Below are 23,219 nucleotides of genomic sequence, written 5' to 3'. Positions count from 1 at the left end.
GATCTCGCATTGTAGCATTCAATCGGATGCTACAATGCGAGACCTGACCCCCACTCCTGGGAGCCCAAATGCCGCTGACCTTTCTCCTTCGCCTGTTGCCCGGATTACTGCTTGCCGCCAGCGTGCGAGCGGAGCCCCCCATGGAGGAGCTGCCGCTGTGGGAACTGGGGTTCGGCACCGGGGTCCTCTATACGCCGGACTATCCCTCCTCCTCGGAACGCAGCACCCGCGCCATCGCCCTGCCCTATGTGGTGTACCGTGGCGACGTGCTGCGCGTGGGCGACGGCCAGGCGGCGCGGGCGGTGGCGGCGGAGAGCTCGCGCTTCGAGCTGTCCATGTCCTTCGACGCCGCCTTCGATGCCCGCAGCGACCGCAATGAACGCCGCGAGGGCATGCCGGACCTGGACTTCCTGTTCGAGGTGGGGCCGCAGCTGCGATTGAAGCTTGGTCGTTACGAATTCGAGGACAACAGCTACGGTGAACTCGACCTGGCGCTGCAGGCGCGGGCGGTTTTTTCCACGGATTTCAGGGGCATTGATCACCAGGGTTACGTCGCCGAGCCCATGCTGCGCTATCGCCACTGGGGCCTGCTCTGGCCGCAGCTGGAAACCAGTGCTTCCCTGCGTCCCATCTGGGCCGACCGCCAGCTGCACGACTTTTTCTATGGCGTCGCTCCCGAGTTCGCTACGGCCGACCGCCCCGCCTATGAAGCGAGCGAGGGCTACTTCGGTGCCCAGCTCAGCCTGTTCGCGCGCTGGAACTTCACCGACCGTTTCCAGGTGTTCGGCGGTACCCAGATCATCAGCCACCAGGGTGCCGCCAACCGCCACAGCCCGCTGTTCGAGAAGGACTACACCGTGAACTTCGGCGGCGGCTTCATCTGGTCGGTGTTCGACAGCAAGCGCACCGTGCAACGCCCGCGAGGGCAATAGACTGGCCATGCCCAACCTGTCGGCGATCGCCAACCACCTCGCCAACCGCGCCTGGGCACTGGCACCCGGCGCCCGCAGCAGCCTGCGCGGCAAGGATGTACGCCTGGTCGCCCACCGCGGCGCCCACGGCCCCGATGCCGCCATTGAAAATACCCTTGCGGGGTTCCAGCTCTGCGCGGACATCGGCGCCTGGGCCGTGGAAACGGACATCCGCCTGACCCGCGACGGCGAACCGGTGATTCACCATGACCCCGACTGCGGACGCCTGTTTGGCCGACCGGACCTGGTCATTGCCGCCACGGACTTCACCACCCTGCGCGCGGCGATACCGGCAATCCCGCACCTGCAGGAAGTAGTCCAGCGCTTTGCCGGCCGCCTGCACCTGATGCTGGAGGTGAAAGAGTCCTGGCGCTTGCGCCCGGACTATCCGGCGCGGGTTGCCGCCGCGCTCATAGGCTTGGAGCCGGGGCAGGATTACCACCTGCTGTCGCTTGAGCCCGACCACCTGGAAGGCTTTCGCGACATCCCCAGATCCGCCTTCGTGGATGTCGCCTGGATGAATGCCGGCGCCATCATCCGCCAGAACCTGGCGCTGGGGCACGGCGGCGTCGCCGGCTCCTTCGCCCTGCTGGGCAGCCGCCGGTTGGCGCTGCTGCGGGCGGCAGGACGCAGGATCGGCACCGGATTCGTGGAAAACGCCGGCGCCCTGAGACGGGAAGCCCACCGCGGTGCCGACTGGATTTTCACTGACCGGATTCTGCAGATGCAGGCGCTGGTGAACCGCGAACATTGACCATTACAGGCGGCCCGCGCCGACCGCTACTCGACTTGCAGTGCACACGCTTGAGGGCTACCCCCCCTGACCGGAATGGTATTGCCGATACTGCGCATCATGCTCACCAGAGCGGGTACGTGGTGAGCGATCATGGGCAGTCCGGAGGTCAGCACCGCCGCCGACATGTCCCGCTGCGGGTCGGCCCAGGCGAATTTGTTGATCAGCCCCAGATGGCCGAAGGCCTGCCGGCTATTGGGGCCCCAGATACCGAAAGGCTCGTCCCCGAGCATCAGGCCGGCGCTGAAACGCATGGGAATGAAAAGGGTCCTGTCCAGCGTGCGGCTGCCGAATTCATGGGTGGCGCGCGCCACGGTGCGCTCGGCGCAGATGCGCCGGCGGCCCCATTTGCCGCCGTTGAGCATCATCTGGAAAAAGCGGCAGACCTCCTCGGCGGTACTGACCAGGTTGCCGGCGGGAATGATGGCCTGCTGAAAGCGCGGGTCGTTGCAGAGCTTTTCTATCGACCGGATATCGGTGCCCAGGGCGCGCTTGATAAAGGCGCCCAGCAGCGGGCCGGGCCGGGGCCCGGTGGCGTAGTTCAGCGCCAGCTCGTCGAGGTGCCCGGCTTCGATCCCGTAGCTGAAATACTTCATGCCCATGGGTTCACGGATCTTTTGATTGATATAGGCATTGATGTCCCCACCGGTAACCTGCCTCAGTACCCGCTCCAGCACAAAGCCGCCGGTAATGGCGTGATAGGCCAGCCTCGAGCCGTCCGTGACGATCGGTTTGGAGTCACACAGGAGCTCCCAGGTCTGGTCCTCGTCCCACAGCACTTCCAGCGCAACGTTCTTCGGTAACCCCGGGATACCGCCGCGGTGCGCCAGGATCTGGTGAATGGTGATGTTTTCCTTGCCTTTGCGCGCGAACTCCGGGGCGTAGAACGTCACCGGATCGGCGACATTGATCAGTCCGTCTTCCTGCAGCATGTGCATCAGCAGTGCGGTGATGCCCTTGGAGGTGGAGAACAGGCACATCGGGGTATCGGGGGTCGCGAGCACCTTCCCGCTATCCCGGGTGTCATTGGGGCCATTGCCGCGCGCATGCCCGATGGCGCGGGACAGCAGAACCTTGCCCCGGTGGCGGATACAGGCGCTGATCGCCGGGTGCACGCCAGTCTTGTACAGCCTGATGATCTCGTCCCAGATGCGATCGACGTCAGACTGCAGCAAGCCAACCTCACGGGGATCGACTTCTTTCCTGCTGTCGACAGTGATGACCGAATCGAGGTCACGGGGAATAGCGCTCAGGTGGAAAACGTGTTTGCGCAGTAGTTTCATCAGCATGCTCCGGCTGGCCTGGATCAGGCAGCAATAGTTCCATGCTAGGCCCAGAGCAGCGCGGAGTGCAATGCAGGCGTGGGGGAGCGGCGAACCGTGAAGATGGCAACGGGTTCCAAAACCGTGGCGCTGCAGCCAGAATGGTACATCTTCCCTGACGGCGGACTGGCATGACCCGATTCAAGGTACCGCATACTCTCACCCTGCTGTTTGGCATGATGGTGCTGGCGATGATCGCCACTTGGATTGTGCCCCAGGGCTTTTTCGCAACCGAGGTTCTCGCCAACGGCCGCAGTGCAGTGGTCCCGGGCACTTTTGCCCTGGTGGAGGAACGTCACTATCTCACCCCCTGGCAACTGCTGACCGCAATCCCGCGGGCCTTTGCCAGCGCGCAGGACGTGATCTTCTTTGTTTTGATTCTCGGTGGTGTGCTGTCAGTGGCCCGCGCCACCGGCACTGTCGATGCACTCATCGGCCGTCTGCTGGAGCGCTTTGGCGAGCAGCCGCAGAAACTCATCTTCATGGTCGTGTTCTGCTTTGCCCTGGCCTCCAGCGCCATCGGCACCGCCGGCGAGTACATCCCCTTCGTGTTGATCCTGGTGGCCCTGTGCAAGGCCATGCGCCTGGATGCCATGACTGCAGTGGGCATGACTGTCGCCGGCTACGGGATCGGCTATGGCGTGTCGGCGATCAACCCGTTCACCGTAATCATCGCCCAGAACATCGCCGAACTGCCGGTACTGTCGGGCTGGCCCCTGCGTGTCGGTATTTTCCTGCCCTTTGTGCTGATCGGCTTCCACCATGTCTGGCGCTACTCAAAGCAAGTGCTGGCGGATCCATCGCGCTCGATGATGGCTGGCCTGCCCTGTCCGCTCGGCGACCAGGCAGCGACCAGCTACCCAACGCTGGCATTCAACCACAAGCTGATTCTGGGCAGTTTCCTGCTGACCATTGCCACCATCGCCTGGGGCATCCGGGTACACGGCTGGTATCTGGATGAACTGAGCGCCTGTTTCGTCGCCTGGGGACTGCTGACCATCGTGCTGGGACGCCTGGATGCCGATACCGCCGCCAGCACATTCATCAGCGGCGCCATCGAGCTGACCCCCACTGCGATCCTGGTCGGCGTGGCCCGCGGCATCTCCCTGGTGATGGAGGACGGCCAGATCCTGCATTCGCTGGTGCACGGCCTGTCCCTGCCGCTGTCCCATGTGGGCGCGGAAGCGGCGGCAGTGGGGATGCTGCTGATCCAGACCCTGCTCAATTTCTTTGTGCCCTCCGGCAGCGGCCAGGCCTATGTCACCATGCCGTTGATGGTGCCGCTCAGCGACCTGCTGGGCGTGCCACGCCAGGTCGCCGTGCTGGCCTACCAGTTTGGCGACGGCTTCTCCAACATGATCATCCCCACCAACGCGGTGCTGATGGGCATCATCGGCATCGCCGGCGTGCCCTACGGCCACTGGTTCCGTTTCTGCCTGCCGCTGCTGCTGAAACTCATGGCAGCAGCCGCCGTGGTGCTGGTGCTGGCGGTGGTGTTCGGCTACGGGCAGTGACAGCTGCTCTCAGCGGGTGCCGGTCCGGCGCAGGTTGGCTGCGGTGAAAAAGTCATCCGGGCGCTCTTCGGCGGAGAAGTTCCAGGGCCGGGTCCAGTTGGTGAGGCGCGTGGCATTGTAGATGCCGGCACGCAGATCGTGGAAGATCTGGCTGCGCTTTTCGTAACCCATGACGTCATAGGCATAGATCGAATTGAGTAGCACTGTGCGCCAGAGTTCGCCGCGACCATCGTAGTTTTCGGTAATGACGATGTTCCAGCCATCCTCCTCGACATAGAAACGCCGCTTGCCGTAGATGTGGCGGAAACCCTCCCGGAGAGTGGCTTCCACCACCCATACGCGGCGCAGCTCGTAGCGCATGTAATCCGGATTGGGATGGTGCACGGTCAGCAGCTGGTCTTCGGTCAGCCCGGGATCGTCGAAACGATAGCTGTGGAACGGCACGTAGACTTCCTTGCGCGCGACGATATTCCACTCGAAACGGTCCATGGCACCGTTGAAACCCAGGGTGTCGTCGATGGTAAGAATTCCGCCGGGACCATCCGGGGTGTCGTAGCCCACGTTAGGTGCCTGGCGCACCCGCCGCGAACCCGGCAGATAGCGCCACACCGTGCGCGGGGTCTCCGAGTAGTCCAGCGGCTCCAGAATGAGGGTAATGGTGCCCTTGTCACGCACCGGTTCCTGCACCTCAAACCAGACGAAGGCGGAATACGGGCTGATGCTCTTGAAATCGGCGTCCAGGGGCAGGGTTGGATCCGAGAACAGGGTCTTCTGGATGGTCTGGCCCCGGCGCAGGGAGCGGCTGCCGTTGGCGTAGACAGCCACGTCATCCCCAAGCCCCTCCTGGTGCTGGCTGGGACTGTTCAGTCGGGAGTTCCAGATCGGCTCCGCTCCCAGTCGGGGAATCGGGAAGGGTACTCCACCCGCGAAGCCATTAATCCCGTCGTCGCCGTTGAAAAGCTCAGCGTGCAGGGCGTTGCGGCGGGTGCGCACAGCGGCCTCCTCCGGGTAACCGAAACTGCGGTGAGTCGGGTAGACGTCCATACGGAAGCTGTCAGGGTAGGTGCGAAACAGTGCCAGCTGGCCATCACTGAGCCGCTCCGCATACTCCTCCACATTGGCGGCCGTGATCGAGAACAGAGGCTCTTCGTCGGCAAAGGGGTCAGGATAATTGTGGCCGGGGCCGTCCCAGGCCAGGCCTGGCGGCAGCCCCAGCAGGGAGCCGTCCCAAGGGGGGATGGAGCCGTCGGCATTGCCCGCCCGCTCCGCGCCGCGGGGTGTCAGGTCCGCGCCGAGTCTGGCCACATCCTCCTCGCTGACGCGCGCCTGCCCGGCGGCCGTCAGCAATGCCAGCATCAATCCCGCGATAATTCTTCTTTGCATGCCATATCTCCCGTCAGAAACTGTACTTGATGTTGAAGGCGATGTTGTCTCGATCGAGCAGCCAGTTGTCGAAACCGCCGCCCGCGTAGTGGGCATAGCTCAACTCGCCGATGAAACGGTCGCGCCAGACTCCTCTCAGGCTCACACTCGCCACCACCGCGCCATCGACCATATTGGCTTCCCGGAGGGTGCCACTGATGGTGTGCATGATGAACACAGGCACGCTAACATCCAGCGCCGGCCAAACATTGAAATAGGCAAACTCTGCCCGCAGGGCATAGGCCAGCGCGGCCCCGTCAAAGGCCAGATCGGCGCTGCCACGATCCACCACGTTCACACCCACCACCTCACCGACCAACGCCAGGTCGTCCCAGAAGCGCGTCGGGCGGACAACCTGGGTGAAACCGACCTGGGCCTGTACCAGGTCTTCCCGCTGAGGCAGACCGCCGGCATCAGCGAAGGGGGCATCCATACGCCAGGAGAGTTCACCATTGACCTGCACGTCGCCGAACAGGGTCGAGAAACTGGCGGCGATCGTGTGAATGTCATCAAAGTAGATCACCTGATAATCAACCGGCAACTCGAACCCCGCCAGCTCGACACTGTTAAGCCGAAAGCTCGGTGCCTTGTTGTGCGCCCGCACGTAGAAAAAACCCAGCTCTGTGCCCGAGTCGAGGCTGTAGCGCAGGGCCGTACCCCACTGACCCTGGTCACCGGGACTGTCATCGGCCAGACGGGGGATGAGCGGATTGAGACCGAACAGCTCCAGGGCACCGACAAAATAATTGGCGGCACCGGGTCCAAGGTAGTCCTGCTGACTGAAATAACTGCCCACGGCATTGAGCCGGGTCGGGCGCCACTCGTACTGGTAATAAGCCTCCATCGCCAGGGCTGCGCTGAGGTCAAACTGCGCGTAGACCGCGCCCGTGGGTAGCAGGATCTCCCTGACTTCGGTACCCGGTACATTGGCGACGGCGGCATCGAAGCGATTCTGCATGCCGTTGACGCCAGGAAAAAAGGTAGCTTCGCCCCAGTTGATGGCCTGGCGCCCGACGCGCAGATTGACGCTGCGTTCGCCGATGCTGAAATTGCCGTAGACCCAGGCGTCCAGCAACTCTACCTTGGCGCCGTGCTCACGCCGGGCAGCGTCGACGAAATCGCCGAGGTCGGTACTGTCGCGATTGTTCCAGGTAAGAGCGCCAACCGCATCCATATCGCTGCGCTGGTCCCGGTATACCCGATCGTAGAAGGCACGGCCGCGAACGAAAGCGCCGAGATTGCCATACCGCAGCTCCAGGTCGGAGACAGCGCTGACCCGGTTCGAGACCAGTCCGGTATCGAAACTGTTGTTGCCATCATCCATATTCTGCGCAATCACTGTGTTTTGCTCGCTCAGAAAGGCAAGCCGCTGGGCAAAGTCGAGTTCCGGACCGGGGCGCCGCAACTGGCTCGCCTTCGCGCCCTGCACCCGCCACTGAGCGCCGTAGGTCAGCGTGGTGTCGAGGTCCATGGTCCAGCCGGAGGTGGCTTCCCAGCTGAGCGGCAGGGCCCGAAGGGGCCAGGTCAGCAGGGCGCTGCCGAGCAGGAGGGCAAGCCTGCTGCGCCCGGTGAGGTTCATGGTCATGGTTTATCTCCCTCGGTAATACCTGCCTGTGAGTTCATATGCTTGCGTGCCACCGGCATCACTCCCGCACACTGCGCGGCAGGGTAAAATGGGCGAGCGCGGGCAGCAGCCACAGCGCCCCGAGCATGTTCCACAGGAACATGAAAGTGAGCAGCATGCCCATATCGGATTGGAACTTGATCGGCGAGAAGATCCAGGTCGCCACCCCCACCGCCAGGGCGCACCCCGTCAGACCGACGGCGGCGCCGGTACCGCGCAGGGTCCGCAGGTAGGCCTCGGGCAGGTCCAGGCCCTGGCGCAGGAAACCCTGCAGCCGATTGAAGATGTAGATACCGTAATCCACCCCCACACCGACCCCGAGGGCAATCACCGGGAGGGTCGCCACCTTGATACCAATACCCAGCCAGGCCATCAGGGCGTTGCACAAAGCGCCGGTAAGCCCGAGCGGGACCATGATGCAGATCACCGCCGATAAAGAGCGGAAGCTGAAAAATACCAGCGCCGCGACTACGCTGTAGACCAGGATGAGAATCTGGGTGCGGGCGGTGGCGATCTCCTGGTTGGTGGCGGCCTGGATCCCGGCGTTGCCGGCACCCAGCAGGAAACGAATGTCATCGCTGTTGTGGCTGGCGCCAAAATCCTCGACCGCGGTCACCACCCGCTCCAGAGTCTCGGCCTTGTGGTCGCTGAGAAACAGCGCCACCGGCGCCAGGCTGCAGTCGCGATTGACAAGCTGCGGCGGGACCTGGCCGAAGGTGGTATCCAGAGCCCGCTGATTGCGGATCAGCGCCGCCCATTTCAAGCTGCCCTCGTTGTAGCCCATGGTCACCAGGCGAGCAACCTCGGCGAGGGAGATGGCAGATTCGACCCCGGGCACATTGCGCATCACCCAGGTGAAAAGATCGATGCGCTCCAGGTTGTGATGCAGGAAACACTGCTCGGGCGGCGTCTCCACCAGCACCACCAGCACATCCGAGCTGGTGGCATAGTTCTCGGTGATGAACTGGTTGTCGAGGTTGTAGCGGGAGTGGGGATGCAGCTCCGGCGCACCGGGATCGAGATCGCCGATATGCAGGTTGCGGGCACCGAGGTAACCGATGCCAAAGCCCGCTGCAGCCACCAGCACCGAGACCAGGGCCACCCGCGGAGTCGCGCAGCGGGCCAGTACCCCCCACAGCCACGGGTCAGCCTGCTGGCGGCGTCGCACCCTGTCGATGCCATGCTGGCCAATGCCCAGGTAGGACATCAGCACAGGCAGCAGTACCAGGTTGGTCAGCACGATGACCGCAACGCCGACACTGGCGGCAATGCCCAGGTCTTGGATAACCTCGATGTTGATCAACATCATGGTGAGGAATCCGACCGCATCCGACACCAGCGCCGCCATACCCGCGATGTACAGGCCGCGGAAGGCCAGCCGCGCCGCCATTACCCGGGTCCTGCCGGCAGCGGTCTCGGCGCCTGTCGCATTGACCACCTGGACGCCGTGGCTGACGCCAATGGCGAACACCAGGAATGGAATCAGGATCGAATAGGCGTTGAGCCCCAAACCGAGGATATTGAGGAGTCCCAGCTGCCAGATCACCGCTATCACCGAACACAGCAGGGGCGCGATCGTGGCCGTCAGGCAGCGGGTGTAGAGCAGCAGCAGCGCCGCGGTGACCGCCAGGGTGATCACGGCAAACAGGAGAATTGCGGTCACCCCGGCGAGCAGATCGCCGATCATCTTGGGGAAGCCAACAATGCGGATACGGATGCCGTCCCGTTCAAAGCGATCGCGTATGCGCGACTCCAGTTGCTGCGAGAACGCGTGGTAATCCAGCGCCGCGCCGGTGATGGGATCGCGGTCGAAGACCGGTGCCTCGACGATACTGGAACGCATATCGTCCGCCACCAGGCGACCAACCTGGCCCGAGCGCAGCAGGTTCCGGCGCAGCTGTGCCAGGCTCTCCGGCGAGCCATCGTAGGTGTCGGGCATGACCATGCCCCCCTCGAATCCGGCCGCGGTGACTTCGGTCCAGCGCACATTGGGCGTCCACAGGGAGCTCAGTCGATTGCGATCCACCCCCTCGAGATAAAACACCTCATCGGTTACCTGGCGCAGGACGTCCAGGTAATGCGGATCGAAGATGTCACCCTCGCGACTCTCCACGGCGATCTGGATCGAGGTGCCGGCGGCGCCCAGATGCTCGATGTGGCGCATCATCGTCTGCACGAACGGATGCTGCATCGGAATCATTTTCTCGAAGCTGGCATCGGGACGCAGCTTTGACGCCTGCCAGGCAAAAATGCCGGTGGCGATGAGGAACAGGGTGATGAGCAGGCGCCTGCGGCCGAAGATCAGCGTCTCCAGCACCGCCTCCTCATGGCGCCCGACCGGATCGGCGCCGGTACGCGTCGGGCTCATCGAAGGTTCCCGTCGGCCGCGACGCGGCTCGCGTTGGTATCCTGGCTGGCGCCCGCTGCCGAGCCTGCCGCCACGCCCCGGCTGTGGCACTCATCAGGGCTCAACGGCGCCAACCGGACTACCCCGCCCTGGCCGACCAGCACGATGCCGCCATCCAGCGCCTCGATTGGCCTGGCAAAATTGCCGGTGACCGTGCCGGTGTCGCAGCTGCTGACCACCTCGGAGCGGGGATCGACCTCAAGCAGGGTGCCCACGCTGCCAGCAATCAGCACGCCTCCGTCGGCGCGACGGGTACCGCCGGCGAGGACGACCGCGACGGGACTGTCCAGAGCGACCCAGCGGTCACCGAAGTCCGTCGAGACGAGAACACTACCCTCGAGACCAAAGGCGGTGACCCAATCGGAATCCGGCTCCGCCACCAGACCGAACAGGGTGCCAGCCTTGGCGGGCGGCAGCGACTCCCAGGACTGGCCCCGGTCCCATGAGCGGTAGAGAATCCCGCTCTCACCGGCGAGCAGCAGGCGTTGGCCGTCGGGCGAGGCGATCGCGTACAGGTGCAATTGGTCGGGGTTGTCGGGTGGCTCTTCGGGGGTACGCCAGCTGCGCCCGCCGTCACGGGTCTCCAGATACAGCCCATAGGCACCCACCGCGATGCCCTGGTCGGCGTCTGCGAACCAGACGGCCAACAGGGGTGAGGTGTACAGCGGATCCTGCAGGGGCTCCAGCGCCCGCCCTGCCAATCCACCCCGTTGCAAGGTCCAGCTGCTGCCGGCATCAGTTGTCGCGAGGATAACTCCGTCGTGGCCCACCGCCCAGCCGCGGCGCTCGTCCACGAACCAGAGCGCGGTCAACATCCGCGCTGTCGGCACTTCGACCTGTCGCCAGCTGGCTCCGTGGTCATCTGACAACAGGACGTGCCCACGCTCCCCGACCGCCACCAGCCGCTCCCCGGCCCGCTTTACATCCAGCAACAGGCTCTCGCTGGCGCGTGGCAGCAACAGCGCCTGTTCCGCCACTGCGGATATTGGCACTGCGGCCGGCAGCAGAATACCCGCGATCAACAGCACCCGCGCACGGGCGGCAATGGCCAGCAACCTCATCATCCCCTCCCTGTTATGGTTATGCGGGGCGACCTCAAGTGCACTGCAGAAGCAGACACTCACCGTTGATTGCATTTAAATAACACAAAATGGCTGGCCGGGGGAGCCGGGAACCCGGTCCGGAGCGGTGCATGGCGGTTTTACCTGCGCTGGATCAATATTCGATGCGGGAACCGGGCATGCCAGCAGCGTGATTGGGGCTCACGGTTGTGCGCGGACTGCTACAATGCAACACCTGCCCCCAAGATATTTCCGGGACCATGCACCATGGACGACTCCCTCACCGCACTCGCAAGCATCATCCAGATCGCCGTGGCACCGGTGTTCCTGCTCGCGGGCATCGCCGGCTTTCTCAATGTCATGTCGGGGCGCCTCGGTCGGATTGTCGATCGCGCGCGGGTGGTGGAGCGCAGGGTAACCACGCTGAATGATGCCGCCAGGATCGAGCGCGCCAGCCGCGAGTTGCGCACCCTCTGGCGGCGGGTGCACATCATCAACTGGTCTATCGGCATGTGCACCGCCTCCGCGCTGATGGTGTGCATTGTGGTCGTGGGCCTGTTCGTGGGTGACTTCTGGTCCCTCCATATCGAGACCTTCGTGGTGGTGACATTCGTGCTGGCGATGTTGCTGCTGATCGCGGCGCTGCTGCTGTTGATCAAGGAAGTGCAGCTCGCCACCCGGGTGCTGGTGGCGGGACAGGAATACAGTGACTGAGAGGATGAAAACATGAAAAAACTGTTCTGCTGCATGGCGATAATGCTGGCGATGCTGCCGACGCAGGCTGTGACCGCCGTACTTTCCGACACCGAAAAGCGCATGGTGGAGTTCATTGACGCGACCAATCCCGCGGCACTGGAGCTCCTCGTCGACAGCGTCAATATCAATAGCGGCACCATGAACCTGGCGGGGGTTCGGGAAGTTGGTGAACTGTTCGGTACCGAATTCGCCGCGCTGGAGTTCGAGGTGGAGTGGCTGGACGGCAGCGGCTTCGAACGCGCCGGGCACCTCCTGGCCCGTTATCGGGGCAACGAGGCGCAGGTGAAGGTGTTGCTGATCGGGCATCTCGATACCGTGTTCGAACCGGACAGCCCGTTCCAGACCTTTACCCGGGTTGATGACGACAACGCTACCGGACCCGGCATAGCCGACATGAAGGGCGGCAACGTGATCATGCTGCGTGCCCTGGCCGCGCTGCGTGAAGTCGGCGCCCTGGAGCAGCTGGATGTCACCGTGGTGTTGACCGGGGACGAGGAACTGAGTGGCAGTCCACTGGCACTGTCCAAGCAGGCCCTGGTGGAGGCCGCGACAGACGCCGATATTGCCATCGGTTTCGAAAACGGCGATGGCGACTACCGCACCGCCAATGTCGCTCGCCGCGGCAGCAGCGGCTGGACCCTGGAAACAACAGGCACCCCGGCACACTCGTCGCAGGTATTCCGCGAGGACATCGGTTCCGGCGCCATCTACGAGGCTGCCCGCATCCTCCACGGCTTCCACGAAGACGATACACTCCGCGGCGAACAATTCCTGACCTTCAACCCCGGCCGCATTGCCGGTGGCACCACCCTGCACAACAACGATGCAGACAACACCACCAGTGCTTTTGGCAAGAACAACGTGGTGGCCGAATCGGCGCGGGTGGAGGGGGACATCCGGGCGCTGTCGGCAGAGCAACTCGCCCGTGCCCAGGCCCGCATGGCGGCAATCGTCGCGGACAACCTGCCCGGCACCCGCGCCGGCATCAGCTTCGACGAGGGCTATCCGCCCATGGCGCCGGGAGCGGGCAACCTGCGGCTACTGACGCTGTTCTCCCAGGTCAGCGAAGACCTGGGCTTTGGCGAAGTCACGGCGGTCAACCCGCTGCGGGCGGGCGCCGCCGACATATCCTTTGCCGCCGACCATGTGGAAATGGCGATCGACGGCCTCGGCATGAGCGGAACCGAAGGGCACACCGTCGATGAAACCGGCTACCTGCCAGCGCTACCCCTGCAGGCCAAGCGTGCCGCGGTGCTGCTGCACCGCCTCGCGGGCGGCCAACGGTAGGAGCCCGATGTGGGAGCCCGCTGGCCCAGGCCACCTTCTCTGGCCGCTGCGCGGCCATTCACCTTGTGGCCCAGGCCACCTTCTCTGGCCGCTGCGCGGCCATTCACCTTGTGGCCCAGGCCACCTTCTCTGGCCGCTGCGCGGCCATTCACCTTGTCCGCGGGCGATAGCGGGCGATCGCGCACAGAGTGTGCTCCCACAGTAAGCCACCCAGATCCGCGATCACCCGGGCTGCGCCACGAACGCCCCATAGATCGCCCGCAGCGCCAGCGGGTAATCGTCCGGGGCCACGCCGACGATGATATTGAGCTCCGACGCCCCCTGATTGATCAGGCGCACGTTGACACCCGCCGCCGCCAGTGCGGTGAAGACCTTGGCCGCAATCCCGGGGGTACGCGCCATCTCCTCGCCCACGACGGCGATCAGGGCAATATTCGGTACGTAATCGATCTCGTCCGGTTCCAGCGTGCGGCGGATTTCATCCAGCACCTGCTCTACCCTGCCCTCCAGCCACTTCGACTCCAGTACCACACTGACGCTGTCGATGGCCGAGGGGCAGTGCTCGAAGGGTATGCCGTTGTGTTCCAGCACCCCCAGCAGGCGGTAGACGAAGCCCACCTCGCGGTTCATCAGGTGCTTGCCGATGGTGATCATGGAGAAACTGGTCTTGCCGGCGACACCGGCGATCTGGGTGCTCTGGATAATCTCCGGCGACAGCTCGGCGACAATGCGGGTGCCCGGGTGCCCGGGCTCGTTGGTATTGCGGATGTTGACCGGAATACCCACTTCACGCACCGGCGCCATGGCCTCGTCGTGCAGCACGCTGGCGCCCATGTAGGCGAGCTCGCGGATCTCGGCGTAGGTAACTTCCTCCATCGGCCGCGGCTGGCTGACGATGCGCGGGTCCGCCATCAACAGCCCGGAAACATCGGTCCAGTTCTCGTACAGCGCAGCGTGGGCGGCACGGGCGGCCACCGCACCGCTGACGTCGGAGCCGCCGCGGGAGAAGGTCCGCACCTGGCCTTCCGGATCGCGGCCATAGAAACCGGGCAGGACGTAGCGCTTGCCCGGGTCCGCCAGGCGCGACCCCAGCAGGGTCCAGGTCTGCGGATCCACCAGACCGTTGCCGCCGATGACAATGCATTCCGCCGGCTCCACAAACTCCGCGCCCAGCCAGGCCGCCAGCAACAGGCCGCAGAAGTGTTCACCGCGAGACGCGGCAAAATCGGCACTGACGCCGGCAGCGAGTTGCGCCCGGAACTGCTCCAGGTGCTGCGCGATCACCGGCGCGATCTCGAGCTCCCGCTCAATGCCCGTGAAGCGCTCGACGATCTGGTCGAAGGGACCGCTGAAATCGGCGTTCATGCTGGCGGCGTGGTGGCACAGGTACAGCAGGTCGGTGATCTTGGTATCCTTGCTGTCGCGCTTGCCCGGCGCCGAGGGCACGACGATGCTGCGGCGCGGATCCGCATCGATAATCGCCCGTACCTTGCGCATCTGCTCCGTGCTGGCGAGGCTGGAGCCGCCAAACTTGCAGACGATGCGCTCTCCCGGCGCCGCGCCCCCTGTTCCCAACTGTGTCGATTTCGTCACCAACGCTGCCCTGCTCGCTGCGGGCCCGCCCCCATGGCGGGCCCTGATGGTGCCAGTTTACTGCAGCGTGGACCTGTGGTCAGGTGTCGTATTGCCTGATCGTCGCATTGCCTGATGCTGCACTGCATTGGCCAGGCGCTCTGGTGTACACTCGGTTCATCATTCAAAGCACGGACAACCACTCATGCTCACACTGCACGGTTTCTCCTCCAGCAACTACTACAACATCGTCAAGCACTGCCTGCTGCACAAGGGCGTGCCCTTCGACGAGCATCTGGTCTACCCGGGCATGCCCGAGCTGGTGGCTCTGAGCCCGGCGGGCAAGGTACCCGCGCTGACAACTGCCAGCGGCACAACCTTGTCCGAAAGCAGCGTCCTGATCGAGTACATTGAGGAAGCCTACCCCGACAAGCCCCTGCTGCCGAAAGATCCGGAGCAGCGGGCACAGGTGCGGCAGGTCATGAAAATGGCGGAGCTGTACCTGGAGCTGCCAGCGCGCCGACTGCTACCCGCGGTGCTGGGCAATGTGCCAGTGTCCGACGCGGTCAAAAAGGAGGTACGGCTCACCCTGGACAAGGGCACCGCGAGTCTCGGCCAGCTGGCGCGGTTCAAGCCCTGGGTCTGTGGCGACGAGCTGTCCCTGGCGGACATCTACCTGCGCTACGTACTGGCCATTCCCAAACTGGTGGGTCCCAGCCAGCTGCAGTGGGATGTATTGCCTGCGGTGCCCGGCCTCGCAGAGTGGGACGCACGCATGGCCGAAGATGCCGTGTCGAAGCAGGTGGATGCCGACCAGCAGGCCAACATGAAGGAGTTCATGGCCTATGTCGGCAAGGCAATGGGCGGCGCGAAACAGGAAGACAACTGACTGCTAGAAGGGTAACAGGTCCCGCGCCAGCGGGATCACAACCGCTGTCAGCACCAGGCCCAGCAGTACCGAATGCAGCCGGAACCCGCCTTTCATGGTTGCCTCCAGCGCCGCCATGCGCACTTCATGAGAGGAGAAGCGCCGCTCGAACCGAACGTCCTGTTCCGCGAATCGCTCGTCGATCCGCGCGTCCTGCTCTGCAAAGCGCTGGCTGATGCGGCTCTCGAGCGCATCCAGCCGGGCGTCCAGGTAATCCCTGGTCACCAGGTTATCCGCATAGAAACCAAACGCCTCTGCCATCAGTTCTGCCTGTACCTCAGCCTGCTGCTCTGGCACTCCCGCCGATTTCAGGCGGCGGGCATACTGCAGTGTGTCGAACGCCAACGTAGCCACAATCATAGCCTCCCTGCCGGTACCTGGCCAGAATCCAGTGTGCAGGAGCATCGACAGGCAAGGTACATCGCAAGGGTACTTTTATCAGTCATTCAAGACCAGGTGAAGGTCGGATCTCGCCTGACCGCATGACGGAGGAATGCTACCTTGCGAGACCTGATCCCCAGTGCGCCCATAACCCTTCCCGCAATGCGGGCTTGTCTACCTTGCCCGCCGCATTCAGGGGGAGCGCCTCCACCCGGCGCCAGGTTTTCGGGGTCTTGTAGCCCGCCAGCAGGCTGCGGCAGTGGGCCGCCAGCTCGGCGTCGCTGGCCTCCGTAGTCAGTACCACCAGCGCGCAGACCTGCTCGCCCCAGCGCGAATCCGAGAGGCCGATGACGGCGCAATCCCTGACCGCCGGATGCTGACGCAGCACTTCCTCCACTTCCCGGGAGGCCACGTTTTCGCCGCCGCTGATGATCATGTCCTTTTTGCGATCGACGATGTAGAGATAGCCCTCGTTATCGAAACGACCGATATCGCCGGTGTGCAGCCAACCCTCGACCAGCGTCGCCGCGGTCACTTGCGGCTGCTGCCAGTAGCCCTGCATGCACTGGGGCGCCCGCACCAGGATCTCCCCGGCATCACCGGCAACGCATTCGCGTCCACTCTCGTCCACTACCTTCAGTTCCACGGTGGCCAGCGGTTTTCCTACCGACTGCAGCAGTTCGGGCCGCCCTGCGGCTGCCAGCCGGTGATCCTCCACCGTGAGGAAAGCCGCACTGCCGGACAATTCGGTCATGCCATAGCTCTGGCACAGGCCGACGCCGGTCTCGTCCAACAGACGCCGCAGCAGGGTCTCCGGCATCGCCGAAGCGCCGTAACCAATGGTGCGCACACTCGCCAAATCCCCGGGGCTGAAGGACGGGTGATCCAGCAGCATGGCAATCATGGTCGGCGCCAGGGACAGGGTGGTGACCCCCAGCTCGCGGCAGGCGCGCAGGGTTTCCTCTGCGGCAAACGCGCGCAGCAATACCACCGCGGCGCCGTGCTGGTGCTGCAGCAGCACGTTGTGGGCCGCGACATGGAACAGGGGAAAGGGATACAGGTATTTGTCTCCAGCCGCTACCGGCCGCGCCAGAGCGGCGGACTCCAGGCCGGCAAGAAAGGAGCGGTGGCTGAGTACGGCGCCCTTGGGTCGGCCGGTAGAGCCCGACGTAAAGAGGATCCAGGCCGGATCCTGCGCGTGCAACGCGGGCAGCGGCGCCACCGGGCCCTCCCGCAGCCAGCGGTCATGGTCCGCCTGCAGGTCGATGGTCGCCAGCCCGGGCGGAAACTCCGGATGTTTGCGCAGGGACTGTAACAGGTCGCCGTCTGCGAACAGCATGCCTATGCCCGCCGCCTGCAATTGGTACAACCATTCCGCCGGCGCCAGGCGGGCATTCAGCGGCACCAGGATACGGCCACTGGCGGCGCAGGCGTAGATCAGCTCAATGAACCGCGGACCGTTCCAGGCCAGGACGCCAATGCGGTCTCCCCGCTCGCCAACCGCGGCAAGGCGCGCCGCCAGCTCCGCGACCCGCCTGTAGAGCTGGGCATAGGTGGTCGGCGCGCCCTGCCACCACAGGGCCACGGCATCTGGCTGCCGCTGTGCCTGGATCGCAGGCAGGTCGTGGAGGAACAGCGCTGGTGGCAGGTGCGAAGCGTTCATGGAGCGGCGGGCAACGGGCGACCAACGGACGCCCGCGTCACAGTGTGACCTCGATTGCGCCGACCACCCGCAGCGCCTTCTGTATCGCGTCTTCGACAGAGTCGCCACGGGCCAGACCAACACCGAGACGCCGTTCACCGCGCACCTCCGGCTTGCCGAACAAGCGCAGGTCGGTATCAGGCTCCGCCAGCGCCGCCGCCAGGTTGCCGTAGCGCATGTCGGCCGAATCCCCCGCCACCAGCAGCACCGCCGAGGCCGAGGGACCCAATTGGTGGATAGCCGGTACCGGCAGGCCGAGAATCGCGCGTGCGTGCAGGGCGAACTCCGACAGATTCTGGGAAATCAGGGTGACCAGGCCGGTGTCGTGGGGCCGCGGCGACACTTCGCTGAAATAGACCGCATCACCCTTGACGAACAACTCCACGCCAAAAATGCCGTGGCCGCCCAGGGCGCCGGTGACCGCCGCCGCGATGCGGCGAGACTCTTCGAGGGCGACCGGGCTCATGGCCTGGGGCTGCCAGGACTCGCGGTAATCCCCTTTCTCCTGACGGTGACCAATGGGCTCGCAGAAACTGGTGCCGTCGCGATGGCGCACGGTCAGGAGGGTGATCTCGTAGTCGAAGTCGATGAAGCCCTCGACAATCAGCTTGCCGGCCCCGGTGCGGCCGCCGGCCTGGCCGTAGTCCCAGGCCTGGTCGATATCAGCGGGGCTGCGCACTGTGCTCTGGCCCTTGCCTGACGACGACATGATGGGCTTGACCACGCAGGGCAACCCGATCGCCTCGATGGCGGCAAGATACTCCTCCCGGGTGGCCGCGAAACGATAGGGAGAGGTTGCCAGTCCCAGCTCCTCCGCCGCCAGCCTCCGGATCCCCTCGCGATTCATGGTCAGCTGCGCGGCGCGGGCGGAGGGCACCACCTGCCAGCCCTCGGCTTCCAGCTGCACCAGCTCATCGGTGGCGATGGCCTCGATTTCCGGGACAATGAACCGGGGCTGCTCCCTCTCCACCAGTGCCCGCAGCGCAGCCCCGTCCAGCATATTCAGCACATGGCTGCGGTGGGCCACCTGCATCGCCGGCGCGTTGGGATAGCGGTCCACCGCGATCACCTCGCAGCCCAGGCGCATCAGCTCGATGCTGACTTCCTTGCCCAGTTCGCCGCTGCCAAGCAGCATGACGCGGGTGGCGTTGGCGGTGAGTGGCGTGCCGATGGTGGTCATGGGGAGTCTGTCCGTACCGGATGGTTGAAGCAGAGATAATAACATCGCAGCCGCAGTGCGGGCAGCAAACAGCCCCGCTGGCCCGCTGGCCCGCTGGCCCGCTACGGGTTAGGGTGGCAATAACCATTACCCAGACTGACGTATACTGCCCCCGACAATGCAGGAGGCGAATCATGACCACAGAGGCCGCCGTATCAGACCAGACCCGTGACCCCGTCTGCGGCATGACCGTGGACCCGGCCACCGCCAAACATCACAGCGAGCACAAGGGCCAGACCTGGTATTTCTGCGCCGCGCGCTGCCGGGAAAAGTTCGAGGCCGACCCGGAACAGTACCTGAGTGAGAAAAAGGAGCCCGAGGCTGCCATTCCCGGCGCCATTTATACCTGCCCCATGCACCCCGAGGTGCGTCAGGAGGGTCCCGGCGACTGCCCCGAATGCGGGATGGCACTGGAACCCGAGGAGGTCACTGCAGATACCGGCCCCTCGGCCGAACTGCTGGACATGAGCCGGCGCTTCTGGATCGGCCTGGTGCTGGCACTGCCGGTTTTCCTGCTGGAAATGGGCAGCCATCTTTTTGCCACCGAAGCACTGCTGGCTCCGCAGCAATCCAACTGGATCCAGCTGGCGCTGGCCACACCAGTAGTGCTGTGGGCCGGCTGGCCGTTCTTCCTGCGCGGCTGGCGCTCTATTCTCAGTCGCCGCCTCAACATGTTCACTCTCATTGCAGTAGGTACCGGCGCCGCCTGGAGCTACAGCGTGGTCGCGACCCTGGCGCCGGGGATCTTCCCGCCAGCCTTTCGCCAGCCCGATGGCTCAGTCGCCGTTTACTTCGAAGCTGCAGCCGTGATCATCGTCCTCGTGTTGCTGGGCCAGGTGCTGGAACTGCGGGCACGGGAAAAGACCTCAGGCGCCATTCGCGCCCTGCTGGACCTGGCTCCGGCCAGTGCACGGCGTCTCGATGGACAGGGTGGAGAGCAGGATGTGTCACTGGACCAGGTCGCGGTAGGCGACCGGCTGCGTGTGCGCCCGGGCGACAAGATCCCCCTCGACGGCGAGATCCTGGAAGGTCGCTCGACGGTGGACGAATCGATGGTCACCGGTGAACCCCTGGCGGTCACCCGCGAGGTCGGCGACAGTGTCATCGGCGGCAGCATCAATGGCCAGGGAAGCTTCATCATGCGCGCCGACAAGGTCGGTCGTGACACCCTCCTCGCCCGCATCGTGCAGATGGTGGCCAGCGCCCAGCGCAGCCGCGCGCCGATCCAGGGCCTGGCGGACAAGGTTGCCGGCTACTTTGTGCCGGCGGTGATCGCCGTGGCCGTGGTCGCCTTCATCGCCTGGTCGTTGCTGGGCCCGCAACCGCCCATGGCCTTTGCCCTGATCGCGGCGGTCAGCGTGCTGATCATCGCCTGTCCCTGCGCCCTGGGGCTGGCCACTCCGATGTCGATCATGGTCGGCATCGGCCGCGGCGCGGGCCTGGGCGTGCTGGTTCGGGACGCCGAGGCACTGGAACGCATGGAGAAAGTCGACACGGTGGTGATCGACAAGACCGGAACCCTCACCGAAGGCAAACCAGCGGTCACGGCAGTGCGGCCCGCCGAGGGCTATGACGACGCGGCCCTGCTGACACTGGTCGGAGGGCTGGAACAGGGCAGTGAACACCCGCTGGCGCAGGCCATCGTCGACCGGGCGCGGGAACTGGAGCTGACCCTGCCGGACGCATCGGATTTCGATGCCCGGAACGGCAAGGGGGTCACCGGGCAGGTCAACGGCAAGCGCCTGGCAGTGGGGAATCGCTTGTTGATGGATGCGGAAGGCGCTGACACCGGAGCGCAGGATGCCGCGGCCGAGGAACTGCGCACAGCGGGGGCTACGGTTATCTTCGCGGCAGTGGACGGGGCGCTCGCCGGTCTGTTGGCGGTTGCCGATCCGGTAAAGGAAAACAGCGAAGCCGCTGTTCGTTCCCTGCAGCAGGCGGGCATACGGGTGGTGATGCTCACCGGGGACAATCACACCACCGCTGCGGCGGTGGCGCGCACTCTGGGGATCGATGAGGTAGAGGCGGAAGTACTGCCGGAAGACAAGAGCCATGTGGTCAAACGGCTACGGGATGAGGGCCGGATTGTCGCCATGGTCGGCGACGGCATCAACGATGCGCCGGCGCTGGCCACCGCGGATGTCGGTATCGCCATGGGCACCGGCACCGACGTCGCCATCGAAAGTGCCGGCATCACCCTGCTGCGGGGCGACCTGAACGGGATCGTGCATGCCCTGCAGCTGTCGCGGGCGACCATGCGCAATATCCGCCAGAACCTGTTCTTTGCCTTCGCCTACAACGCCCTCGGGGTGCCCATTGCCGCCGGTGTCCTCTACCCCCTGACCGGCATGTTGCTGTCACCGATGATCGCCGCGGCTGCCATGTCGCTGTCCTCGGTCAGCGTGATCAGCAATGCGCTGCGGCTGCGGGGCCAGAGGTTGGGGTAGCCTGACCCCTTGATCTTGACCTCAATGTCGCATTACGCTACTATTTTGCTGCGTTTTGCTACAAAGCCCCCGTTTCTGTCTGGAGAGGTGTTTGATGTCCAAGCCCGTACCACCAGTCCGCGTCAGCCGCAGCCTCTACGAAGCCGCAGAGCTGGCCGGTCGGATAGAGCACCGAAGCAGTGCCAAGCAGATCGAATACTGGGCCACTATTGGCCAATTGGCTGCGCAGACGCTGTCAGGCAACGACCTCCTCGCGATCAGCAGCGGTGTCGCTGAAGCTTCCGCTCAATATCACAACGATCCCGGGCCAGAACCAGATGCGCTGTTTGCCGCTGTCGAGCGTGATCGCCAGGCGGGGCGGCTGGCGGATCGCGTAAGCAGCAGCCAGACACGCTATCAGGCCAGCCTCGATCACCCCGGTTTGCTGGAACAGATAGACAGCGATGGGCGGCGTACAACCGGCCGCTTCGAGAACGGCCAATTCCTGCCCGATTCCGGCTTGCAGCCGCATCGAGCAGGCCATGGCGGCTGATCCTGTCCCGTTGCGTCCGCGCCTCTGGTTGCTTGCGGGCGCAAATGGCGCTGGCAAAAGCACTTTCCAGAAGCTTTACCTGAATCGCCTCCCCTTCGTAAACGCCGACCTGCTCGCCAAGTCCCTTTTTCCGAATGATCCGGAAGGCCACAGCTATGCCGCGGCGCGACTTGCACAGCAGCTGCGGGAGAACCTGCTCGCCAGGGGTATCAGTTTCTGTTTCGAAACAGTCTTCTCGCACCCGAGCAAAATCGACTTCCTCGCCAAAGCAAAGGGTTTGGGTTACGAGATAAACATGATCTACATACATCTCGAAATGGCCGACCTGAACGTCGCGCGCGTCGCGCAACGAGTTGCTGACGGAGGCCACACCGTGCCGGAGCGGAAAATACGTGAGCGAATCGCACGAACCCTGAACAACGTCAGCAAAGCCCTGCCACTGTGCGATCGTTGCGATATTCTTGATAACTCCAGCAGCACCAACCCCTATCGACGCGTTGCCTGCTGGCAAGATGGAGAACTTGCCGTTTTCGTATCACCGGTGCCGCCCTGGCTACACTGCCTGGCGGAATGACTCCGGGTTGTATTTTCAAGCGTCGATTATCTCTGCGGAGCCGTCATTGAGACGAATATCAAAGCATCCCCGGTGCAGCTGCCGGTGATGGAATCGACACAGGGTCGTTAGGTTATCCAGCCGCGTTTCGCCCCCGTCCGCCCAGTGGCGGATATGATGGGCGTCCACGTACTCGGATTCCTGGCAGCCCGGATACTGACACACCCCGTCCCGCTCGCGCAGGGCACGGCGGATACGCTCCGGCACAATCCGCGACTTTCTGCCCACATTCAGCACCTTGCCGGCGTCGTCTTCCAGTACCGTGACCAGGGATGCATCGCAACTCAGCCGCCGCGCGGTAGACGGCGCCAGCCACGGTTTGTCCTCGAAGTGCGCCCGCCCGTGCGTGCAACACACCCCCGAGCGCTGTTCGCGCAGGGTATTGACGTCCACGTGCAGCACCACCTGGCAGCGTTCCGACCCCTTCAGGCCCTGCAGGCCCCGATAATCCGGTCCCGAGGCCAGAAAATGCTCCATCACGGACACCAGTGCATCGGCCCGCACCTGGTTCATGTGCTGCGAAAACGTTTCATTCCCTGAGGTGTTCAGTCAACGATTTCATGCCGCCGCAGCTACCAGTGGCGAGCCTCGCTTTTGAAGGGCCTTCAGGTACTTCGACTCGTCATACAGTGTCCGGGATTGCCAGCAACGGTAGAGTATTCGTAGCC

The 23,219-nt window shown here is 64.3% G+C and carries 19 protein-coding genes; 9 read left to right on the top strand and 10 right to left on the bottom strand.

Features of this window, described 5'->3' with window-relative positions; genetic code table 11:
• Positions 1-68: 68 nt before the first annotated feature.
• Positions 69-932, top strand: a complete 864-nt coding sequence (locus tag RLO07_RS10060) for a MipA/OmpV family protein (protein ID WP_462292007.1) — start codon at positions 69-71, stop codon at positions 930-932.
• A 7-nt stretch (positions 933-939) separates the two neighbouring features.
• Positions 940-1,725 (top strand): glycerophosphodiester phosphodiesterase, encoded by a 786-nt coding sequence (locus RLO07_RS10055; RefSeq protein ID WP_462292006.1) that lies wholly within the window; start codon positions 940-942, stop codon positions 1,723-1,725.
• A 26-nt stretch (positions 1,726-1,751) separates the two neighbouring features.
• Here the strand turns inward: RLO07_RS10055 and RLO07_RS10050 are convergent, their stop codons facing one another.
• A complete protein-coding gene (locus tag RLO07_RS10050) occupies positions 1,752-3,047 on the bottom strand; it encodes a serine hydrolase domain-containing protein (RefSeq protein ID WP_462292005.1) in 1,296 nt (431 codons plus the stop codon).
• A gap of 170 nt (positions 3,048-3,217) precedes the next feature.
• Between RLO07_RS10050 and RLO07_RS10045 the strand changes: the two genes are divergently transcribed.
• On the top strand, positions 3,218-4,600 hold the full coding sequence (locus tag RLO07_RS10045; protein WP_462292004.1) for a YfcC family protein: 1,383 nt from the start codon (positions 3,218-3,220) through the stop codon (positions 4,598-4,600).
• A 9-nt stretch (positions 4,601-4,609) separates the two neighbouring features.
• Here RLO07_RS10045 and RLO07_RS10040 read toward each other — a convergent pair whose 3' ends face one another.
• The 4 genes from RLO07_RS10040 to RLO07_RS10025 are packed head-to-tail and all read right to left on the bottom strand — an operon-like array spanning position 4,610 to position 11,114.
• Positions 4,610-5,983 (bottom strand): DUF1329 domain-containing protein, encoded by a 1,374-nt coding sequence (locus RLO07_RS10040; protein ID WP_462292003.1) that lies wholly within the window; start codon positions 5,981-5,983, stop codon positions 4,610-4,612.
• Between the two features lie 13 nt (positions 5,984-5,996).
• On the bottom strand, positions 5,997-7,607 hold the full coding sequence (locus tag RLO07_RS10035) for a DUF1302 domain-containing protein (RefSeq protein ID WP_462292002.1): 1,611 nt from the start codon (positions 7,605-7,607) through the stop codon (positions 5,997-5,999).
• A 58-nt stretch (positions 7,608-7,665) separates the two neighbouring features.
• Positions 7,666-10,014, bottom strand: coding sequence for an efflux RND transporter permease subunit (locus RLO07_RS10030; RefSeq protein WP_462292001.1), 2,349 nt, complete (start codon positions 10,012-10,014; stop codon positions 7,666-7,668).
• On the bottom strand, positions 10,011-11,114 hold the full coding sequence (locus RLO07_RS10025) for a WD40/YVTN/BNR-like repeat-containing protein (RefSeq protein ID WP_462292000.1): 1,104 nt from the start codon (positions 11,112-11,114) through the stop codon (positions 10,011-10,013). The genes RLO07_RS10030 and RLO07_RS10025 overlap by 4 nt, the downstream gene beginning before the upstream one ends.
• A gap of 267 nt (positions 11,115-11,381) precedes the next feature.
• Here RLO07_RS10025 and RLO07_RS10020 point away from each other — a divergent pair, with 267 nt between their 5' ends.
• Together RLO07_RS10020 and RLO07_RS10015 are read left to right on the top strand one after the other, a co-directional pair.
• Positions 11,382-11,828 carry a DUF2721 domain-containing protein gene (locus RLO07_RS10020; RefSeq protein WP_462291999.1) on the top strand — a complete coding sequence of 149 codons (447 nt, stop codon included), beginning with the start codon at positions 11,382-11,384 and terminating at the stop codon, positions 11,826-11,828.
• A 12-nt stretch (positions 11,829-11,840) separates the two neighbouring features.
• Positions 11,841-13,157: a M20/M25/M40 family metallo-hydrolase gene (locus RLO07_RS10015; protein WP_462291998.1), complete on the top strand. Its 1,317-nt coding sequence runs from the start codon at positions 11,841-11,843 to the stop codon at positions 13,155-13,157.
• A 222-nt stretch (positions 13,158-13,379) separates the two neighbouring features.
• On the opposite strand, the gene RLO07_RS10010 is transcribed toward RLO07_RS10015, so the two are convergent.
• The gene (locus RLO07_RS10010; RefSeq protein ID WP_462291997.1) at positions 13,380-14,750 is read right to left on the bottom strand and encodes an aspartate kinase; all 1,371 of its coding nucleotides are present in this window, start codon (positions 14,748-14,750) and stop codon (positions 13,380-13,382) included.
• 184 nt (positions 14,751-14,934) lie between these two features.
• On the opposite strand from RLO07_RS10010, the gene RLO07_RS10005 reads away from it, so the two are divergent.
• Complete coding sequence (locus tag RLO07_RS10005) at positions 14,935-15,618, top strand: glutathione S-transferase family protein (RefSeq protein WP_462291996.1); 684 nt, start codon at positions 14,935-14,937, stop codon at positions 15,616-15,618.
• 3 nt (positions 15,619-15,621) lie between these two features.
• Here the strand turns inward: RLO07_RS10005 and RLO07_RS10000 are convergent, their stop codons facing one another.
• The 3 genes from RLO07_RS10000 to purT all read right to left on the bottom strand — a co-directional run bounded on the left by RLO07_RS10000 (position 15,622) and on the right by purT (position 18,920).
• Positions 15,622-16,011 (bottom strand): hypothetical protein, encoded by a 390-nt coding sequence (locus RLO07_RS10000; RefSeq protein WP_462291995.1) that lies wholly within the window; start codon positions 16,009-16,011, stop codon positions 15,622-15,624.
• Between the two features lie 142 nt (positions 16,012-16,153).
• Positions 16,154-17,701, bottom strand: a complete 1,548-nt coding sequence (locus tag RLO07_RS09995) for a class I adenylate-forming enzyme family protein (protein WP_462291994.1) — start codon at positions 17,699-17,701, stop codon at positions 16,154-16,156.
• A 37-nt stretch (positions 17,702-17,738) separates the two neighbouring features.
• Positions 17,739-18,920, bottom strand: a complete 1,182-nt coding sequence (gene purT, locus RLO07_RS09990; protein WP_462291993.1) for a formate-dependent phosphoribosylglycinamide formyltransferase — start codon at positions 18,918-18,920, stop codon at positions 17,739-17,741.
• Positions 18,921-19,093: 173 nt separating this feature from the next.
• On the opposite strand from purT, the gene RLO07_RS09985 reads away from it, so the two are divergent.
• From RLO07_RS09985 to RLO07_RS09975, 3 genes are all read left to right on the top strand, one after another.
• A complete protein-coding gene (locus tag RLO07_RS09985; protein ID WP_462291992.1) occupies positions 19,094-21,406 on the top strand; it encodes a heavy metal translocating P-type ATPase in 2,313 nt (770 codons plus the stop codon).
• A gap of 94 nt (positions 21,407-21,500) precedes the next feature.
• On the top strand, positions 21,501-21,938 hold the full coding sequence (locus tag RLO07_RS09980) for a TA system antitoxin ParD family protein (protein WP_462291991.1): 438 nt from the start codon (positions 21,501-21,503) through the stop codon (positions 21,936-21,938).
• On the top strand, positions 21,928-22,512 hold the full coding sequence (locus tag RLO07_RS09975; protein WP_462291990.1) for a zeta toxin family protein: 585 nt from the start codon (positions 21,928-21,930) through the stop codon (positions 22,510-22,512). The genes RLO07_RS09980 and RLO07_RS09975 overlap by 11 nt, the downstream gene beginning before the upstream one ends.
• Positions 22,513-22,527: 15 nt before the next feature.
• On the opposite strand, the gene RLO07_RS09970 is transcribed toward RLO07_RS09975, so the two are convergent.
• Positions 22,528-23,064, bottom strand: a complete 537-nt coding sequence (locus RLO07_RS09970; RefSeq protein ID WP_462291989.1) for an HNH endonuclease signature motif containing protein — start codon at positions 23,062-23,064, stop codon at positions 22,528-22,530.
• Between the last annotated feature and the right edge of the window lie 155 nt (positions 23,065-23,219).

Source organism: Haliea sp. (genome assembly GCF_040221975.1).
Taxonomy (GTDB): Bacteria; Pseudomonadota; Gammaproteobacteria; order Pseudomonadales; family Halieaceae; genus Haliea.
This window is presented reverse-complemented; position numbering and strand designations above follow the sequence as displayed.

What these genes read in the sequence shown, in the direction of transcription:
- RLO07_RS10045 (WP_462292004.1), top strand. Translation starts at nt 3,218, where the DNA reads ATGACCCGATTCAAGGTACCGCATACTCTCACCCTGCTGTTTGGCATG.
- purT (WP_462291993.1), bottom strand. Translation starts at nt 18,920, where the DNA reads ATGACCACCATCGGCACGCCACTCACCGCCAACGCCACCCGCGTCATG.
- RLO07_RS09970 (WP_462291989.1), bottom strand. Translation starts at nt 23,064, where the DNA reads ATGAACCAGGTGCGGGCCGATGCACTGGTGTCCGTGATGGAGCATTTT.
- RLO07_RS09985 (WP_462291992.1), top strand. Translation starts at nt 19,094, where the DNA reads ATGACCACAGAGGCCGCCGTATCAGACCAGACCCGTGACCCCGTCTGC.
- RLO07_RS10025 (WP_462292000.1), bottom strand. Translation starts at nt 11,114, where the DNA reads ATGAGGTTGCTGGCCATTGCCGCCCGTGCGCGGGTGCTGTTGATCGCG.
- RLO07_RS10050 (WP_462292005.1), bottom strand. Translation starts at nt 3,047, where the DNA reads ATGAAACTACTGCGCAAACACGTTTTCCACCTGAGCGCTATTCCCCGT.
- RLO07_RS09980 (WP_462291991.1), top strand. Translation starts at nt 21,501, where the DNA reads ATGTCCAAGCCCGTACCACCAGTCCGCGTCAGCCGCAGCCTCTACGAA.
- RLO07_RS10015 (WP_462291998.1), top strand. Translation starts at nt 11,841, where the DNA reads ATGAAAAAACTGTTCTGCTGCATGGCGATAATGCTGGCGATGCTGCCG.
- RLO07_RS10030 (WP_462292001.1), bottom strand. Translation starts at nt 10,014, where the DNA reads ATGAGCCCGACGCGTACCGGCGCCGATCCGGTCGGGCGCCATGAGGAG.
- RLO07_RS10040 (WP_462292003.1), bottom strand. Translation starts at nt 5,983, where the DNA reads ATGCAAAGAAGAATTATCGCGGGATTGATGCTGGCATTGCTGACGGCC.
- RLO07_RS10020 (WP_462291999.1), top strand. Translation starts at nt 11,382, where the DNA reads ATGGACGACTCCCTCACCGCACTCGCAAGCATCATCCAGATCGCCGTG.
- RLO07_RS09995 (WP_462291994.1), bottom strand. Translation starts at nt 17,701, where the DNA reads ATGAACGCTTCGCACCTGCCACCAGCGCTGTTCCTCCACGACCTGCCT.
- RLO07_RS10055 (WP_462292006.1), top strand. Translation starts at nt 940, where the DNA reads ATGCCCAACCTGTCGGCGATCGCCAACCACCTCGCCAACCGCGCCTGG.
- RLO07_RS09975 (WP_462291990.1), top strand. Translation starts at nt 21,928, where the DNA reads ATGGCGGCTGATCCTGTCCCGTTGCGTCCGCGCCTCTGGTTGCTTGCG.
- RLO07_RS10060 (WP_462292007.1), top strand. Translation starts at nt 69, where the DNA reads ATGCCGCTGACCTTTCTCCTTCGCCTGTTGCCCGGATTACTGCTTGCC.
- RLO07_RS10035 (WP_462292002.1), bottom strand. Translation starts at nt 7,607, where the DNA reads ATGACCATGAACCTCACCGGGCGCAGCAGGCTTGCCCTCCTGCTCGGC.
- RLO07_RS10005 (WP_462291996.1), top strand. Translation starts at nt 14,935, where the DNA reads ATGCTCACACTGCACGGTTTCTCCTCCAGCAACTACTACAACATCGTC.